The organism is Emticicia sp. 21SJ11W-3, from assembly GCF_024138715.1.
Lineage (GTDB): Bacteria > Bacteroidota > Bacteroidia > Cytophagales > Spirosomataceae > Emticicia > Emticicia fluvialis.
Genome location: NZ_CP092074.1, coordinates 3,130,833 through 3,145,931 on the forward strand (window position 1 = coordinate 3,130,833; position 15,099 = coordinate 3,145,931).

The 15,099-nt window shown below is 44.2% G+C and carries 16 protein-coding genes; 3 read left to right on the forward strand and 13 right to left on the reverse strand.

Going from position 1 to position 15,099, the window contains the following annotated elements:
• Positions 1 to 12: 12 nt before the first annotated feature.
• From MB380_RS13225 to MB380_RS13245, 5 genes are all read right to left on the reverse strand, one after another.
• The gene (locus MB380_RS13225; protein ID WP_253523587.1) at positions 13 to 1,101 is read right to left on the reverse strand and encodes a hypothetical protein; all 1,089 of its coding nucleotides are present in this window, start codon (positions 1,099 to 1,101) and stop codon (positions 13 to 15) included.
• A gap of 314 nt (positions 1,102 to 1,415) precedes the next feature.
• On the reverse strand, positions 1,416 to 1,652 hold the full coding sequence (locus MB380_RS13230; RefSeq protein ID WP_253523596.1) for a hypothetical protein: 237 nt from the start codon (positions 1,650 to 1,652) through the stop codon (positions 1,416 to 1,418).
• Complete coding sequence (locus MB380_RS13235; protein WP_253523598.1) at positions 1,627 to 1,863, reverse strand: hypothetical protein; 237 nt, start codon at positions 1,861 to 1,863, stop codon at positions 1,627 to 1,629. Before MB380_RS13235 ends, MB380_RS13230 begins: the two co-directional genes overlap by 26 nt.
• A 36-nt stretch (positions 1,864 to 1,899) precedes the next feature.
• Positions 1,900 to 4,863 carry a hypothetical protein gene (locus MB380_RS13240; RefSeq protein WP_253523600.1) on the reverse strand — a complete coding sequence of 988 codons (2,964 nt, stop codon included), beginning with the start codon at positions 4,861 to 4,863 and terminating at the stop codon, positions 1,900 to 1,902.
• A 373-nt stretch (positions 4,864 to 5,236) separates the two neighbouring features.
• A complete protein-coding gene (locus MB380_RS13245) occupies positions 5,237 to 5,428 on the reverse strand; it encodes a hypothetical protein (RefSeq protein WP_253523602.1) in 192 nt (63 codons plus the stop codon).
• 179 nt (positions 5,429 to 5,607) lie between these two features.
• Between MB380_RS13245 and MB380_RS13250 the strand changes: the two genes are divergently transcribed.
• The gene (locus MB380_RS13250) at positions 5,608 to 6,468 is read left to right on the forward strand and encodes a spherulation-specific family 4 protein (RefSeq protein WP_253523604.1); all 861 of its coding nucleotides are present in this window, start codon (positions 5,608 to 5,610) and stop codon (positions 6,466 to 6,468) included.
• 6 nt (positions 6,469 to 6,474) lie between these two features.
• On the opposite strand, the gene MB380_RS13255 is transcribed toward MB380_RS13250, so the two are convergent.
• The 3 genes from MB380_RS13255 to ggt all read right to left on the reverse strand — a co-directional run bounded on the left by MB380_RS13255 (position 6,475) and on the right by ggt (position 9,350).
• Positions 6,475 to 6,912, reverse strand: a complete 438-nt coding sequence (locus MB380_RS13255; protein ID WP_253523613.1) for a helix-turn-helix transcriptional regulator — start codon at positions 6,910 to 6,912, stop codon at positions 6,475 to 6,477.
• 5 nt (positions 6,913 to 6,917) lie between these two features.
• Positions 6,918 to 7,472 carry a hypothetical protein gene (locus MB380_RS13260; RefSeq protein WP_253523615.1) on the reverse strand — a complete coding sequence of 185 codons (555 nt, stop codon included), beginning with the start codon at positions 7,470 to 7,472 and terminating at the stop codon, positions 6,918 to 6,920.
• Between the two features lie 120 nt (positions 7,473 to 7,592).
• On the reverse strand, positions 7,593 to 9,350 hold the full coding sequence (gene ggt / locus MB380_RS13265; RefSeq protein WP_253523624.1) for a gamma-glutamyltransferase: 1,758 nt from the start codon (positions 9,348 to 9,350) through the stop codon (positions 7,593 to 7,595).
• Positions 9,351 to 9,796: 446 nt separating this feature from the next.
• On the opposite strand from ggt, the gene MB380_RS13270 reads away from it, so the two are divergent.
• Entirely contained in the window at positions 9,797 to 10,036 is a 240-nt protein-coding gene (locus MB380_RS13270; protein WP_101726565.1) for a hypothetical protein, read from the forward strand.
• Between the two features lie 182 nt (positions 10,037 to 10,218).
• Here the strand turns inward: MB380_RS13270 and MB380_RS13275 are convergent, their stop codons facing one another.
• Complete coding sequence (locus MB380_RS13275) at positions 10,219 to 12,162, reverse strand: ATP-binding protein (RefSeq protein WP_253523633.1); 1,944 nt, start codon at positions 12,160 to 12,162, stop codon at positions 10,219 to 10,221.
• Between the two features lie 126 nt (positions 12,163 to 12,288).
• Here MB380_RS13275 and MB380_RS13280 point away from each other — a divergent pair, with 126 nt between their 5' ends.
• Positions 12,289 to 12,618, forward strand: a complete 330-nt coding sequence (locus MB380_RS13280) for a hypothetical protein (RefSeq protein ID WP_253523634.1) — start codon at positions 12,289 to 12,291, stop codon at positions 12,616 to 12,618.
• A gap of 405 nt (positions 12,619 to 13,023) precedes the next feature.
• Here the strand turns inward: MB380_RS13280 and MB380_RS13285 are convergent, their stop codons facing one another.
• From MB380_RS13285 to MB380_RS13300, 4 genes are all read right to left on the reverse strand, one after another.
• Positions 13,024 to 13,560 carry a hypothetical protein gene (locus MB380_RS13285; protein WP_253523636.1) on the reverse strand — a complete coding sequence of 179 codons (537 nt, stop codon included), beginning with the start codon at positions 13,558 to 13,560 and terminating at the stop codon, positions 13,024 to 13,026.
• On the reverse strand, positions 13,541 to 14,302 hold the full coding sequence (locus tag MB380_RS13290; RefSeq protein WP_253523645.1) for an ImmA/IrrE family metallo-endopeptidase: 762 nt from the start codon (positions 14,300 to 14,302) through the stop codon (positions 13,541 to 13,543). Before MB380_RS13290 ends, MB380_RS13285 begins: the two co-directional genes overlap by 20 nt.
• Positions 14,280 to 14,642: a helix-turn-helix domain-containing protein gene (locus tag MB380_RS13295; RefSeq protein WP_253523647.1), complete on the reverse strand. Its 363-nt coding sequence runs from the start codon at positions 14,640 to 14,642 to the stop codon at positions 14,280 to 14,282. Before MB380_RS13295 ends, MB380_RS13290 begins: the two co-directional genes overlap by 23 nt.
• An 87-nt stretch (positions 14,643 to 14,729) precedes the next feature.
• Positions 14,730 to 15,098 (reverse strand): VOC family protein, encoded by a 369-nt coding sequence (locus MB380_RS13300; protein ID WP_253523649.1) that lies wholly within the window; start codon positions 15,096 to 15,098, stop codon positions 14,730 to 14,732.
• Position 15,099: the final 1 nt, after the last annotated feature.

Consider the following 15,099-nt stretch of genomic DNA (forward strand, 5'->3'; position numbering starts at 1 on the left):
GCCTTTATCTAATTAAATCTTTGGTATTTTGGGTACTTTAGGTATGGGTGGCGGCGGCGGTATTGGAATACTGTCAGCCGCATTTTTAGCTGCATCGGCGGCATCTTTGGCGGCTTTTTCAGCTGCGTCAGCCGCATCCTTGGCAGCATCAGTAGATGCTTTTATGGCTGCATCGGCGGCATCTTTAGCCGCATCTGTCGATGCCTTTATGGCCGCATCGGTAGCATCCTTGGCAGCATCTGTGGCATCTTTGGCAGCATCTGTGGTGGCTTTAACGGCATCATCAGCCGCATTTTTGGCGGTATCGGTGGCCACTTTGGCTGCATTCCGGGCATCGTTGTAGGCGTCAACGGCAGTGTCTGTTACCTCTTTAGCGGCGTATTCAGCCTCAAGAATAAGATCACTCATCCAGTTTGAAGGGAGTTCCTGCGCAATAGAACCCGAAAAGTTGTATTCCAGCGGTTGTACATGGCCCGTCCAGGTCTGCCCGACAAATGAATTTCCGTATTCAGTGCTGACGTAATAAAGATACGCGTTCTGCTTGTTATCGCCCGACTGAAACCACCAGGTCTGGTAGGTAGTGGTAGTAACGCCTTCGTCGTCGGTAAAGACCTGCGACAAATAAACGTGATTAAGGATGGTCTTAGACTTGTATCCCATGCCCGGGCCTTCTATCACCAGCACATCATCTGCCTTGTAGTCGGCGCCAATAAAAGTACTATAGGTGCCGTCCCACAGGCCAGACGGCGTTTCAGGATTGGCAATTAAGCCCGAAATATTATCAACCTCCGGCAATGGCGCGGCTCCTACGGCGTATTTACCACCCACAACCGACAAGCCTTCCATAAAATAAAACTCCAGCGCAGCCGACGAACCATTGCCATCGGAAGCCTGCCAGCTTACAGAAATCCAGACTAAGTCGGCAGTATCATAAACACTGGTAAAAGTGGGTTTAATAATGGCCTCACCGTTGACATAAACCTGAGCATGGCCAAAGGAAACCATCACCAATGGCCCCGGATAATAGACCTCAGTATCGGTTACTGCAAGGTCCTGAATACTGGTTGGGAAAAATGAAGCAGCTTGAATAACAATTGCCATAACGGGTAATGTTTAGATTTTAATAATTGAACAGAAATAAGTTTTACAGCAGTGTTTGAACCACACCTCAGGAACTGTTCGGTTCCCGGTGTACATGTAAAAGCACAGCAAAGCAGTTGACAAGAGCAAAAATTGTTTTCATATTAGTTTTTTGGGTATTGTTGCACAGCTAATGGTTAACCTGCCCGCATAAGGCCACACAGGCCGGGTTATTACAGAATAAGGGCATCTGTCACCGTTTGTTTCTTTGCCGGGTATGCTACAATTGGGGCAACGTTTACCACCGGGGTGGCTGCCCCGATAGCTTTTCCGGCTTAGTAGCCGCCTGCATTTCTGAGTGAATCTTGCGCCTCTTTCATGGCCTTCTCTAAATATTCGTTTGCATCACTCATCGCTTTTTGGGCTTCATCCAAAGCGTTTTTACGGGGCTTTGCTGGTATTGGCAGTGGTATGCCTGCATCCTGATCGGCTGTTCTCATGGCATTTTCGGCTTCATCCATCGTATTTTTGCCAGGATCTCCTGCTTCATTCAGGGGGGTTGCCTGTAACATTGAGTGATGCCCTGATCGCATTTTCGGCTTCAGCCATTGCTTGTTTTATGGCATTATCTGCTTCACTTAAGGCATTTTTACTGGCGTTTATGGATGCCAGGTTCGCATTATTAGCTTCATCCATGGCGTTTTTGACTGCATTTTTGGCTTCTTTGGCAGCGTTGTTTATCGCCTCTCTGGCTGCATTGGCAGCATTGTCGGTTTCTTTCATATAAGTAAATATAGTTTTGTATTGAAAATCAGGTAACTACGGAATAATAGCATCCGCCGCCGACTTCAATGCCGAGTCGGTGGCATTTTTGGCGCTGTCGGTAGCGTTTTTGGCCGCATCTGCTGCATCTTTAGCTGCCTTCGCGGCTTCGTCGGCGGCATCTTTGGCCGCATCTGCTGCATCTTTGGCCGCATCTTCTGATGCCTTCAATGCACTGTCTGCCGCATCTTTGGCCGCATCAGCTGCGTCTTTGGCTGCCTTTTCTGCCTCGTCGGCCGCATCTTTGGCGGCATCTTCAGTCTCTTTTATTGCACTGTCTGCCGCATCTTTGGTGCTGTCGGTGGCTTGTTTCAGGGCATCATCGGCCGCATTTTTGGTGGCGTCGGCTGCATCTTTGGCAGTTTTTTCTACCCAGTTGCCTGCGGTGTCAATGGCGTAGCCCAGCTCTGCCATTATGGCGGCCACTTCTGCTTCGGTGGCATTAAATGCCTCAGTAAGCGCCTGCGCCACTACATCGGCACTGTAGCCAAGGGCCAGCAGTATTTCACCCACTACCTCCATGGTACTGCCATATACATTGACAAGGGCGTCGGCTATTTCGTCGGCCGTGTAGCCTGCGTATTGCAGGGCGGCGGCGGCGCTGTCTTCTGCGGCATTGTAGGCTGTTACCAGGGTCTGGGTTGTGAGGGTCGACGTAGCGTTGTAAACGTCTTTCATGCCTTTGGCTACGTCGTTCAGGGCATAGGTGGTGCCTTTCAGCAGGTCGCCAACGGCTTCCGCACTTACCCCATACACTACCTTAAAGCCTTCTATTACATATTCGGCAGTGTTGGTGGCCAGCACAATTACCCCCTGCGTTACGGCGTTTATCCAGGCGGCGGCATCGGCATACAGATTTTTGAAAAGCGTAGAAACATTATCGATAATCCATTGATTGGCCATATTGATGATGTCTTGCAGGCTTTGGGTGTTGATATCCAGCGACAGTTCAGGGATATGGTAATGGTACCCGGCGAAATCGAAACTGCCTGCATAAGTAAAACGTATGACATTGGCGCTGGTATCAATCGTGAGTTCGCTGCTAATGGTTGATACAAAATGAATGCTGCCCAGATTAAACACATCAACCGAATCGGGAATCTGAATCATAAAATCGGCGCCATAAGTAAACGAGCCTGAAAAATACTGGTAGCTTTTTAGCACACAAGCCATTCTTGTGGTGAGCACAGATTCAAAATCAAGCTCGAAACTGAATCCATTACTGGTAACCGACGCCTCAACCGATTGCCGGCTGTCCAGAAACGCAATGGCAATACTGGCTACAAAGTATGGCGATGCAAACGTGCTTACCTCCATAACCGGCCCGCCTGCTTTAATAATTACCTCGGTGCCGGCGTTTTCAATAGCTATTTCTTCGGCTGATGTTTCTGGCACCACATTGTTGCTGATGGGGTCTCCGGCCTCATTTACTTTTATGCTGATGGCCTGCCCGTTGCCTTTCAGGCTTAGTGGCCCAAGTTCATACGGCGACATGGTGATGATGCCGTTGATACCCGAAACAGGGTTGATGTCGAGGTCGCCATAGAAACCGAGCCCGAAGAAATCAAGATACCCGCTGAAACCAAACTCATATTTAGAAGTAGAGCCGTCTGGCAGTACCACCGGCTGGGTGGGGTTCTCCTGCCATACGAAAGACAGGTTTTTTACCGATACCGGAAAATCAATATTGAAATCGACGTCGGTAAAAATGGTTACCAGTTCGTTGAGGCTTATTTGTGATACATAAAAAGATATATAGAGCGGGTTCGGGATATCGCCGATTAACGCACAAACCACCGCAAAGCTGTTGTCTTCTACCAGTACGTTGTCTTCCGGCTTACCAATGGTAAACGACCCCTGCACGCCCAGCGAATACCCGATAATCGGCTGGAAAAACACACCCATGCCCACGCCGAATGAGGTAAAATGAACCCCCTGAATAATAGGCGGCGTAAGTAGCACAGAATTATCGCCTCTGATAACCACACCGATATTGGCCTGGTCTGCACCGATTACCATCGATAAATCGGCATAGAAAGTTGGGTTGCTCCAGAGCTTGAATGGAATGGTGGCCTGCGCCATAAAGCCAACCTCGCCACTTTGCGGCGACAACGAAAAAGTAATGGCCGGATTACTGAGTGTTATATCTGTATTGGCCGCAACGGGTATCCTGATGGCATCAAGGCTGAAAGTGAGGGCAACCGTTACCAGATCCGGCGTTAAGGTATAACTGAAACTGATATTGACATGCACCACCTTTACGCTGTTAAAAGGCGTAATGGTAAATATATTGGCGGCTATCTGGCTGCCGAAATATATATCTTCCATGTTTACATCACAGCTCAGGCTAACCAGGTTGCCGTTGCCATTCAGGGTGGTGCAGGTAAAACTACTGACGGGGAAATCGGGCAAGAGCGAGGGCCATTTAACACCCATATAGCCAATCAGGCTTTTCAGGCTGTAAGCGGTATCGGCCGGAGACGTACCTGAATCGGCCGATAAAGCCGCCAGCACCAGTATATACGACACATACGTGCAGGCCTGATAATTGGCGGTACCTTCATAAAAGGCATCTATCTGGTCGGGGGTGGCGTTGCCTCCTTCCGTAAGTTTTGCAAAGCTGACCGACAGCGCGTCGTTGGGGTTAGCGGCAATAAAGGCAAAGAAACTATAATTACTGGCTATTATATCTGCATCGGCCGTGGTAATGGTAAAACCCTGCTGGCTGCTGCCGCCTTCATATACCATTCGTTTTACGGGTTTGTTCTGGTTGTCGTAGCAGATATAAACCGAGGTGAGGTCTGCCTGTTGACTGATAGCCAGCGTGGCTGAAGGTTCAATATGCCCCACAAAGCTGAGCCTGGCAATGTAATTGGGCTGGCCTGCGCTGGTGTCGTCAGTCGACAAATAGATACTAACCCCGGAAGAGAGGTCGTTTTTAAAACTGATAGAGTTTATCATAGCAAAAGTTTAGCAAAAGGCTTTATAAAAAACCCATACAGGGTTTTTCAGCCAAAATCAATTTTTTAGTAAGGAAAGGCAAAACGCATCTCGCACCTAACAATAAATTGATTTTGTACAGATAAATGTAGAAATATTTCTATTTTGTTGGATAAGAAATTTATTAAACGGAAAATATAATTTCCGGGCGGATATATTTTTTTTCTATAAAAACAGTATTTATCGCCCCGTGGCAAGCAGAAATCGGCCCTGGCGCACCCTGTAAGCAGGTTTTAGGCAGTAAGGGAGTACCGGCTATGGCAGCCGGGAAGACACCATAAAAAAAACGAATTGAGCGAAGATAAATGTGTAGGATGCCCAAAGCAGGCGGGCATCAGGCCTTTTTCTTTTTCCAGTAAATAACCCCGGCCAGCAAAGCCAGCAGCACCACAATATTGCGGATGTCGGGCCATAATCTCTTGGTAGCAATCTCATACCCACTGCCAAACAAAGAAATAGTAAGCGTAAACTGCACCACCAAAGCCAGCACCAATACCCATTTAAGCAGGTTAAGAAAGATTTTCATTTTGAGGATAAAACTGAATGAAAGAACATACCATGTATCTGCAAAATTAAGCCTTTACATTGAGTAATTTGTTAGTTCTAAAATTCTTTATTGGAAACAAAAAAATAATAATCAATTTCCAGGATTTTACTTATTTTGGCAACGAAACAACTATCATTAAAAAAATTAACAATCAGACTGTGAAAAAAATACTACTCATCCTGTCTTTTGCGCTGGCAACCGTTACTACTTATGGACAATTTTATCTTCCCAATGGTAAAAAATTAAATACGAAGGGCAAAACAATTGCTGCGGTTCTCGATTCTCTGGGGGTTAGTGAAACAAATACTCACAGTCGTAGCAATGGCGAGGTCTACTTCAAAAGGCTTTCTAATAAGCCGGTTTTATTGCTTTTAGAGCCTACCACCAATCCTTTAAAAATAAAAGAAATCATCAATTCTTATGATTATACTGCTTACCTCAATTCTTACAGCTATTATTTTGATTTAACAGATATGATAAAGGAGCAAAAGCTCACCAAAAAGTATCTGATTGATGTGTTCGGTAATCCGGTAGAAGTCGGGACAAATAGTGATGGCAACATAGAATGGTTTTATAAGAACCAAAACTTAATTGTAGTTTTTGAAGAAGAATATGCAAAATCAGTGAAGGTAATGAACTACAATGCCATAGGAAAACATAATTTGATGATAATTAAGCATGATGTAACCGGAAGTGATTATGGCATTGGTTTTAATTTTGCTTTCATGAATCTGAGCGAAAAGGCTATTAAATACATTTATATTACGGCAACAGTATCAAATGCAGTCCATGATAAAATAGCTACAAAAACGGTTAGAGGTATAGGCCCCGTAGAAAAAGACGATACTGGATTTTATGAATTTGAAAACATTGTTTATTCGCGGGTTGCGAAATATCTGACCTTGGAAAGTGTGAAGGTGCAATACATGGATGGAACGATAAAAATTATACCTAAAAAAGAAGTTCAGTACATCAGAATGTGGGATTGGGAAGCTGAAGGAAACAGAACAGCAGATTGAGTATCACTATTCTTTTGACGGCGCTCCCTTAGCGCCCACTATGGTATCAGCATCCAAACCAGCAGTGTACCCAACCTCATCCTCGGCAACCCAAGCCACAGGCGCATCAATTGCGGCAACAGCAGGTGTGGCAACCGTTATCAAATGCACAGACAAGGCGTTTTCAAGCCTGCTGATGGTCTCTAGCGTCAGGTTTTCATTGCCTTTCACAATTTTGTTTACCTGCTGCGGGCTGATACCCAGCAACTCAGCCAGCTCTTTTTGCGTGGCCGGAGATTGACTTTCTTTACGATTCTTCCGCAGAACACTTAAAACCTGAATAGCTATTTTAGCCGAACGGTCAAGCCATGATTTATTCTCCTGATAGTAAAGGTGTTCATCCTGCCATGAGGTATCCACATTGGCAATTTTATCCAGTTTTTCAATCAGTATTTCATTTTCCATATTGCTTAAATTTCAAACTCAACAAAATCAAAATTAGATTCATCAATTAATCCGTTTTCCTTTAAAAACTGTCTGGTTGCCTCCAGCTTTTGAAGTTCAAGCAAAAGATGAGGCCGGGTATTCATGGTGGCTGTTAACTTAATGGCTCCCCCGGAAACCACATATACATCGGCACTAATGCGAATAGCGTAAATTCTGAGCCACCCTCTTTTTGATTTCTCCTTAGCCAGTGGTTTCAGTTGGTAGTCGGTGTTGCTTAAGGGCTTAAAAATTTGTTGAAGGTTCTCTGCACCGGCATCGCTACTGTTTAGAATTCTGTAAAACTGATCTCTCAATTTTATGGCTTCTCTTCGAGTCAATTCTATGGCTTGTTCCATGCTCATGTTCCCAAAAAAACCGCTCAATAAATCACTTTCATGCGTTTCAAAAAACTGCGCTAGAAATTCAATATCCTGAATCCACAAATTTAACAGCCGTTGAAACTCATTTGATTGGCCGTCATAAGCAACCGAATAGAGTTTTTTTGATTTATCAACAGCAAATATACTACCAATTTTCATAAAATCAACTTATAAGTTTATTTTTTAGTTCACAACCCCGGCAAGATATTCCGGCAAAATTAACACAAAGCACCCCCACCCACAGGCAGAAGTGCTTGGCAAAATCTTTAAACAGAAGTATTAATAACCTATACTGGTGTTATCGCCGCGGGGGTCTGAGCCGCCCTCCAGCCTGCCATCCGGGCGCAGCATGATGCAGTCCATACGCCCGAGAGAACCCACCATTGGCACCATTTTGTAGCCTTTGGCTTTCAGGTTGTTGAGGGTGGCCTCGCTAAAAGCGTTTTTCTCGTAAGTGGTGTTATCCGGCAACCATTGGTGATGGTATTTCAGGGCGTTTACGGCCTGTTGCATGGTCATGCCGTGTTCAATTACGTTGATGATGGTCTGAAAAACCGACGTGATAATCGTAGACCCGCCCGGCGTACCCACTACCATAAACAGCTTATTGTCTTTCTCAACAATGGTGGGTGTCATAGAAGACAGCATCCGTTTGCCCGGGGCTATTTCGTTGGCTTTGTTGCCAATCAGGCCAAACATATTGGGTACACCGGCTTTAATGCTGAAGTCGTCCATTTCGTTATTCATCAGAAAACCACCGCCCTGCACAACCACTTTACTGCCAAAACCGCCGTTGAGCGTAGTGGTGATAGACACCGCATTACCGTCTTTATCAACCACCGAGTAGTGCGTGGTTTCGCTGCTTTCGTAGCCCGGCACTGTGCCGCCGCTTACGGCCTTGCTGTCGGTGGCTTTGTCGAAAGAGAAATCAGCCATGCGGTTTTTCAGATAGGCTTTGTCGGTCAGTTGTTTCACCGGCACCTTTACAAAGTCGGGGTCGCCCAGCCATTTGGCGCGGTCGGCATATACCCGGCGTTCGGCTTCAATAATTACCTGCACGGTCGAGTCGCTGTTCCAGCCCCAGCGTTTAATGGGGTATGGCTCTACAAATTTCATCAGCTGCATCAGGGCCACGCCACCGCTTGACGTAGGCGGCATGGTAATTATCTTAAAGTCTTTGTATTTGTCAACAATGGCATCGCGCCATACCGAGTGGTAGTTTTTCAGGTCGTCGTGCGTAATAATGCCCTTGCCGCGTTCCATTTCTTTCACCAGCAGGTCGGCACATTCGCCTTCATAAAACCCGGCGCGTTTACGTGTCTGTATCAGACCCAGCATCCGGCCCAGGTCAGCCTGCACCAGGGTGTCACCCTTTTTCCAGTCTTGTTTGTCTGGTCTTATATAATACGGCGACCCTGCCGCGTTTACTTTCAGTACATCGCCCCGCACTCGGTTCAGCCCTACGGCTTCGCGTTCGGTTAGCACAATACCGCTTTTTGCCAGCGCAATAGCCGGAGCCACCACTTTATCCCAGGGTAGTTTGCCAAACCGCTCGTGCATGGTTACCATGCCATCAACCGAGCCCGGTACCCCACTGGCCAGATGCCCCAGAATACTCAGCCCGGCAATCGGATTCCCGTTCGCATCCAGATACATATCGCGGTGTGCTTTGGCAGGGGCTTTCTCGCGGAAATCGAGCGTAAAAGTGCCACCTTTTTTATCGCGGTACACCAGAAAACCGCCGCCGCCCAAATTGCCCGCCCACGGATACACCACCGCCAGCGCAAAGTGCGTAGCCACGGCCGCATCAATGGCATTGCCACCGGCTTTCAGGATATCTACCCCAACCTGCGAGGCAACCGGATGCGCCGAAGCTACCATGCCGTTGTCGGCCAGTACGCCTTTTTTGTCGTAGAAGGTCTTTACACCCGGCACATCAACCGCGTATTCGCTAAAACCCTTTATTTCTTGCGTTTGTTTGGGTTGATTTTTACAGGCAGCCAGCGCCAGCAGAAGAAAGAGCAGATTTTTTTTCATTCAGTTAGTATTTGGGTAATAGTTTGTTTGCAGAAAACAAATATAAGTTTTTGGGCGAAAAATAATCTTGCCCGGCCTGTTTTTTCTGCTTTTTGCCTGCCTGCTAAAAAGAAAACAGGCTTGCTGAAAAAAAAACCAGATACCCACGCAACCATTTAATCAGTTGTGGCGTAAGGTTATTGAAAACTATACCGACAATTGCTTCTAAAAAAAATCATATTATTAATAAAATTTCTACAAAATAATTTTGAATTGTTATTGAGAAGTTTTAATTTTAATTAGATATACCTATAGCCATGAAAAGCCTTCTGTCTTACTGACCGACTGCTTTAGTTTTGGCGGGATTCTTCCCGCCATTTCAATTTTATGAAACTGTGCTTCCGCGCAGCAGTTTCTGCCTGTACTATGCGAAGTTAACCTCATTAAACAAGTCCGTCTACACACTTATGGCAGCAGCATTTAACCTCCGTAACAAGGTGTCAGAGGCCCTTCAGCTCAGCAGGCTGATTGCGCAAAACACATTGGGGAACGATTTTTTTGTAATGATACGCATCAGGGTTGATGGAGAATCGACAATGGTATCGTTAAAGAAGTTCAAGAATTTTCTTGAAAAAGAACGCCTGCGGTATGTGTCGTCATTTTCAGCCAGAAAAGGCGTCATGAACATTTCGGTTTACAGCTATTAATTTTGTAGGATGCCGTTTGCAACCCATGCACTGCACAATTGCAGAGCCAGGGTTTATTTGATGGTGAAACATAGCGTTGCCCGGGCGTACCTGATGATAAATCAAACGCGGGGTACCCTATGTTTCACTATTCAGAACAACAATGTTTATTGCGGTTTGTCTTGTAGGTCATTCTACAAAAACTAGGCTTTTTTAAGCGTAAAATAGAAAGTGCTGCCTTTGCCTTCTTCGCTTTCCAGCCAGATTTTCCCGCCATTAGCCTGCACAAACTCTTTAATAAGCAATAGCCCCAGCCCGGTGCCTTTTTCGCCATCGGTGCCATAAGCTACATTGATATTGCTGCGCAAAAACTGCTGCTGCTGCTCGGCGCTTATACCCACACCATTATCATTTACCGAAAAAACTACGAAGTCTTCGTCGACGTCAGAGGCGGCGTTAACTTCAATACTACCCTCTTTGTGGCTGAACTTAATGGCATTCGATAACAGATTGCGGATGATGAAGTCGAACTGAGAGGCATCGGCATACACCTGCAGGCCGGCAGGCACATGGTTGCTCAGGTTTAAAGCCTTGGCCCTTGCCTGGTTCATAAGCACATTGATGTTTTTGCTTACAATGGCTTCAGGCTCAAACTTTATCATGCTTACGGCAGCCCCCTGCAACTGTATTTTACCCCAGTTCAGTAAAGACGTAAGCACCTCATAAGACGCATCGCATTGTTGTTTCATAATACCTACAATCTCTTTGCGTTCGGCGGGGTCCAGTTCATCCAGTTCCATAATGGTCAGCAGTTGAGTCATATTGCCGATTGGCCCGCGGAGGTCGTGCCCGATGATAGAAAACAAACGGTCTTTTACCAGATTAGACTCTGCCAGGCGCGCATTCATTGCCTTGGTTGCGCGTGCATTACGCCATACCATAAATGTTACACCCAGCAGGGCCAGCAATATCAGGCCACTGGCACCAAACCACAGCATCAGTTCATGCTCTTCTCTTTCAAGCCTTGCCGTGCTGGTTATCAGTAAATTTCTGGCATGCATACCAGACAACTCCTGCTCTTTATTTATGATAAACAGGCTGTCAAGCAAGGCGTGTTGTTGCTCAAGGGCATGCAGGGCTTCGTTATAACGTTTCTCCTGCCTGTATATCGCGGCCATTGCTTTATAAACCTCGGCCTGCAACCGCTGGTGCGACATCGTCCTGGCTATTCCAAGTGCATAGCTCAGGTGCCCAAGGCTCTTGTCTGCATCAGATTTCTTTACTATGTCGGCAATTTTTAGCAGTGCCATCACCTGTTCTTCTGGCATCGAAAACTCCTCAGCTTTATCAAGAGCGGTTTTATGATAGGCCAGGGCGCTGTCGTCGTTGCCTTGCTGGCTAAAGGCGTCACCGGTGCGGGTCAGGTACGTAATATGGTTGCTTACACCCTCCGGATGACTGCTCTGCTCTATTCCCTTTTTAAAATGTTCAATGGCATTGGCGTGGTCTCCTTCGTTCAGATGCACCCTGCCTATATGTTCCAGAATAGCCGGATTCACCTTGCCAACAGGCAGCTCTTTGTTCAGCGCCTCGGCCTGCTTGTAATAACCCAGGGCTTTGGCCGGGTTATTGTTCATTTCTTCAACAGAACCCAGCTTCAGGTAGCTATGAATCATATCTACGGTGTCTTTTGCACTGATGCTCAGGTCTAAGGCCTTGCGCAGATACGCCGCCGCTTTGGCCACATTGCCGCCTCTGCTTTCTGCAATGCCCAGTTCGGCGTAGGTGAGCGTCATGTTTTTGCGGTCTTTCAGCTTTGTAAAAATATCGAGCGCAAGCACCAGGTCCTGATGCGCCGTCGACAATTTGCTGTAAAGGATATTGATAACCCCCAATTGATAAAGGAACATACCCTGAGCCGGCTTGTTATGCAGGTGGGTGGCCAGTTTCAGACCCTTGATGGCATAATGCATGGCGGAGTCTGACCGCTTGTTTTCAAAATATCTGCTGATTGATAAATACAGCCGGATTCTGCCGGTGTCGGAACTGCTATTTTTAAGCTGACTTTGCAGGCTTGATAAATCGTTCTGGCCAATAACAACGGTAGTAACTAGGAAAAACAAAATAAAATAAAAAAATCTCAACATCAGGCGCGTTTTTCTGGTTAGGGTAGGTTCAAAATTAATAAAAATATGCTTGCGCTAACGGCCGGAGCAATTTTTTTGGGATTCACATGGCTATTTAGCGCTTAAAAAACAATTAAGCGGTGCTGTTTGACAATCAGGTTACTTGTCAATAAAACTCACTCAAATAACCTGCCAAATTATAGTTTTGAAGCAACAATCAATAAAAAAAAGCTGGAAGTGATACAGAAATTCCTTTCAACGCAAGGTAGCCTGGCCAGCGTTTTACAAGCACCTGCAAGGCAGAAATCACCCCGGCCTGATTACGGATTGAGTTTTGGCGGGCAAGGTAGACGCCTCAAATTCAAGCGCACCCATGCCCCATGCGCCAATAAAACACAGTGGCTCAACCGATTGAGCGAGTTCTCCTGCCTGCAGTTGCACGCCAGCCAGATGTTAATCAGTTCATTACCGTATTGATCAGGCAGCGAATCTGCCAGTAAACATGGCAAGCCTCTAAAGGTATTGGCTTGGTGTAAATCAGGAATGATATTTCATTCATTGAAGGCAAATAACGCACTTAATGCAGGAAATTTTGAATATAACATTTAACATGAAAAAAACTTGATTCTATTTGTAAACAGCAGAAACTAACCAATTTGTACAATTCTTGTTAAATGAAGACAGAGTTTTATAAGAAAAAAACTAAAAGAAAAGCGGTAATTAGGCTCAAAAAGGTACTAGATTAAAAAACTATTTTTTATTAAAACTATTAATTACTGAAATACAAAGTAGTTTTTTAAAATCTAATTAAAAGGAGGAAACTTAATTAAAAAACCAATCAATTAGATAAAATTTAACTTTAGCTTTACTCACATTTGGTCCTTACTCCAGATTAATCTTCCTACATACATAATCTTCAATAGTTTTTACAGGCAGTTTTTGACCAGCAGCATGCGTTCTGGACAGAAAAGTATTACACTCTACATTTGTCATTTTTCCTGTCTTAAATGCTTCGCATAAAAAATCCATTGTAGTTAGATACTTAAGTTTGTGCATATCACAATACCTTTTAATATCTTTAAGATTACTACTTGCCAAAATATTGTCCGAATATCTAACAACAGCCATGCAAGCACTCTCACCATCGCCCCTAAACTCAAGTTTCTTTAGTCGAAAATACTCTTTTTTTATTATTTCATTATCTTCAGGAAAAGGAAAGAGTTCAAACAATTTAAAATTAATAAGATTATCAATCTCAGTTTTTCTTTTGGGCATTATAGACAATTCATTATAAACTTTATCCAATATCTTTATTGGATACGGAAATATATGAGGTAATATAGTTACATATCCCCCAACAATGAAATGCGATACTACGTCAGCATCAATTAAAATAATTTTAATGGTTGATTTCATCATCTTGAAATTCAACACTTTCAATTGGAAGTCCTAACGCTGTCATTATACTATAATAATGATTTTCAGATATCTTTCCTTGCTCATATAGATTATGGGCAAGTTCACCATAATTACCTACAACAGATTCTGCTGCACTTTTTTCATAGAGATATGGAGAATATCCATATGCAACTGCAGTAGATTTAATAGATTTTTCAAATTTTTCAGCTTGAATCCCAACCAAAAAGCCTAATTCTTTTAGTCTAACAAGCAAAGCACTTCTGGAACAATTAAACATCTGTTCAATCCTTAAAATCGTACCTATTGATATGCTTTCACGTATTATTTCTTCATCAGGAATATTAGCGCGGATTGCATCTTCCGGTAACAAAAAATAAGAAGCAAAAACATCAGCATTATACTCTTCCCTATCTTTTTTATTAAAAGAGCCTACTTCACATATCCTACTTTGAAAATTGGTTTGAATATATAGATGGTATAATTCATGACAAATAGTGAAATTCTGGTGACCTAACGACTTATCCGAATTAATCATAATAAACCGATGGGTTTCGCCTTCCTGCTCAATTTTTATTGCCATTCCAGAAAAATTCTCACTCATCGGCCTAAACAATGTAAGCACTTGAAGTTTCAACAATAGTGCTTTTAGCTGAATAGGTTCAGTCTGTCCATAACCCAATTTAGTCCTGAAACTTACGGCTTCTTTTTCTAGAATAATTTTATTCGATACCAATCGTTTCATCTTTCATTGCAGTTTTCATGTGAAGATAATTACGAACGATTTCACGGAAATTAGCAATTTGCTTAACATCTTCATCCGTTAAATAGGAAGCTCTAAATGCAAAAGCGATATTGGCCTGCTGATTAGCACTATCTTCCTCATATAAATCATACCCATCTATGCCAAACAATGCTGAAACTTTTGAAATAACTTCAGTCGGAATGCTTCTTTTGCCTGTTTCGTAGTAGCTAATAACTGCATGAGAAACACTTAGATACTCCGCAAGCTTTTCTTGACTTAGACCAAATTGCTCTCTAAATCGACGGATATTATCGCCAATAATGCTATTTAGTGTTGTCATATGTTTCAATGTTTTGTTACAAAATTACAAAAAACATCTATTTTCTACAAGTTTTTTAACAGTTGAATTATAATTATAGATAAAACATCAATCCTCCCTCACCTCCTCACCAAACTGCAAAAGGTAGCCGTTGTTGTCATAAACGGCAAATTCACGCATGCCGTAGCTGAAAGTCTCAGGCGCATAGCAGACCTGGGCTTTGGCCTTCAGTTTTTCCCAAAGTGCATCTACCTGCGTTGTATGAAAATAAAAACTACCCGTAAACACAGGCTTACTGAATGCCCTATGCGCAAAGGGCAAAGATAACATCAAAGATACCTCATCTTTACTGACTGACGCCCACCCTGATGCAGCCTCGTAGTTGTCAATGCCGAAACCCAGCACCTCTGTATAAAACTGTAGGGTTTCTTCCATTTCTTCGGTGTATAGCACCGGCCTCAGCAATTGTAGTGTCATC

Excerpts from the sequence above, each read along its gene's own strand:
- MB380_RS13225 (WP_253523587.1), bottom strand. The coding sequence starts at position 1,101 with ATGGCAATTGTTATTCAAGCTGCTTCATTTTTCCCAACCAGTATTCAG.
- MB380_RS13230 (WP_253523596.1), bottom strand. The coding sequence starts at position 1,652 with ATGTTACAGGCAACCCCCCTGAATGAAGCAGGAGATCCTGGCAAAAAT.
- MB380_RS13235 (WP_253523598.1), bottom strand. The coding sequence starts at position 1,863 with ATGAAAGAAACCGACAATGCTGCCAATGCAGCCAGAGAGGCGATAAAC.
- MB380_RS13240 (WP_253523600.1), bottom strand. The coding sequence starts at position 4,863 with ATGATAAACTCTATCAGTTTTAAAAACGACCTCTCTTCCGGGGTTAGT.
- MB380_RS13245 (WP_253523602.1), bottom strand. The coding sequence starts at position 5,428 with ATGAAAATCTTTCTTAACCTGCTTAAATGGGTATTGGTGCTGGCTTTG.
- MB380_RS13255 (WP_253523613.1), bottom strand. The coding sequence starts at position 6,912 with ATGGAAAATGAAATACTGATTGAAAAACTGGATAAAATTGCCAATGTG.
- MB380_RS13260 (WP_253523615.1), bottom strand. The coding sequence starts at position 7,472 with ATGAAAATTGGTAGTATATTTGCTGTTGATAAATCAAAAAAACTCTAT.
- ggt (WP_253523624.1), bottom strand. The coding sequence starts at position 9,350 with ATGAAAAAAAATCTGCTCTTTCTTCTGCTGGCGCTGGCTGCCTGTAAA.
- MB380_RS13270 (WP_101726565.1), top strand. The coding sequence starts at position 9,797 with ATGGCAGCAGCATTTAACCTCCGTAACAAGGTGTCAGAGGCCCTTCAG.
- MB380_RS13275 (WP_253523633.1), bottom strand. The coding sequence starts at position 12,162 with ATGTTGAGATTTTTTTATTTTATTTTGTTTTTCCTAGTTACTACCGTT.
- MB380_RS13285 (WP_253523636.1), bottom strand. The coding sequence starts at position 13,560 with ATGATGAAATCAACCATTAAAATTATTTTAATTGATGCTGACGTAGTA.
- MB380_RS13290 (WP_253523645.1), bottom strand. The coding sequence starts at position 14,302 with ATGAAACGATTGGTATCGAATAAAATTATTCTAGAAAAAGAAGCCGTA.
- MB380_RS13295 (WP_253523647.1), bottom strand. The coding sequence starts at position 14,642 with ATGACAACACTAAATAGCATTATTGGCGATAATATCCGTCGATTTAGA.
- MB380_RS13300 (WP_253523649.1), bottom strand. The coding sequence starts at position 15,098 with ATGACACTACAATTGCTGAGGCCGGTGCTATACACCGAAGAAATGGAA.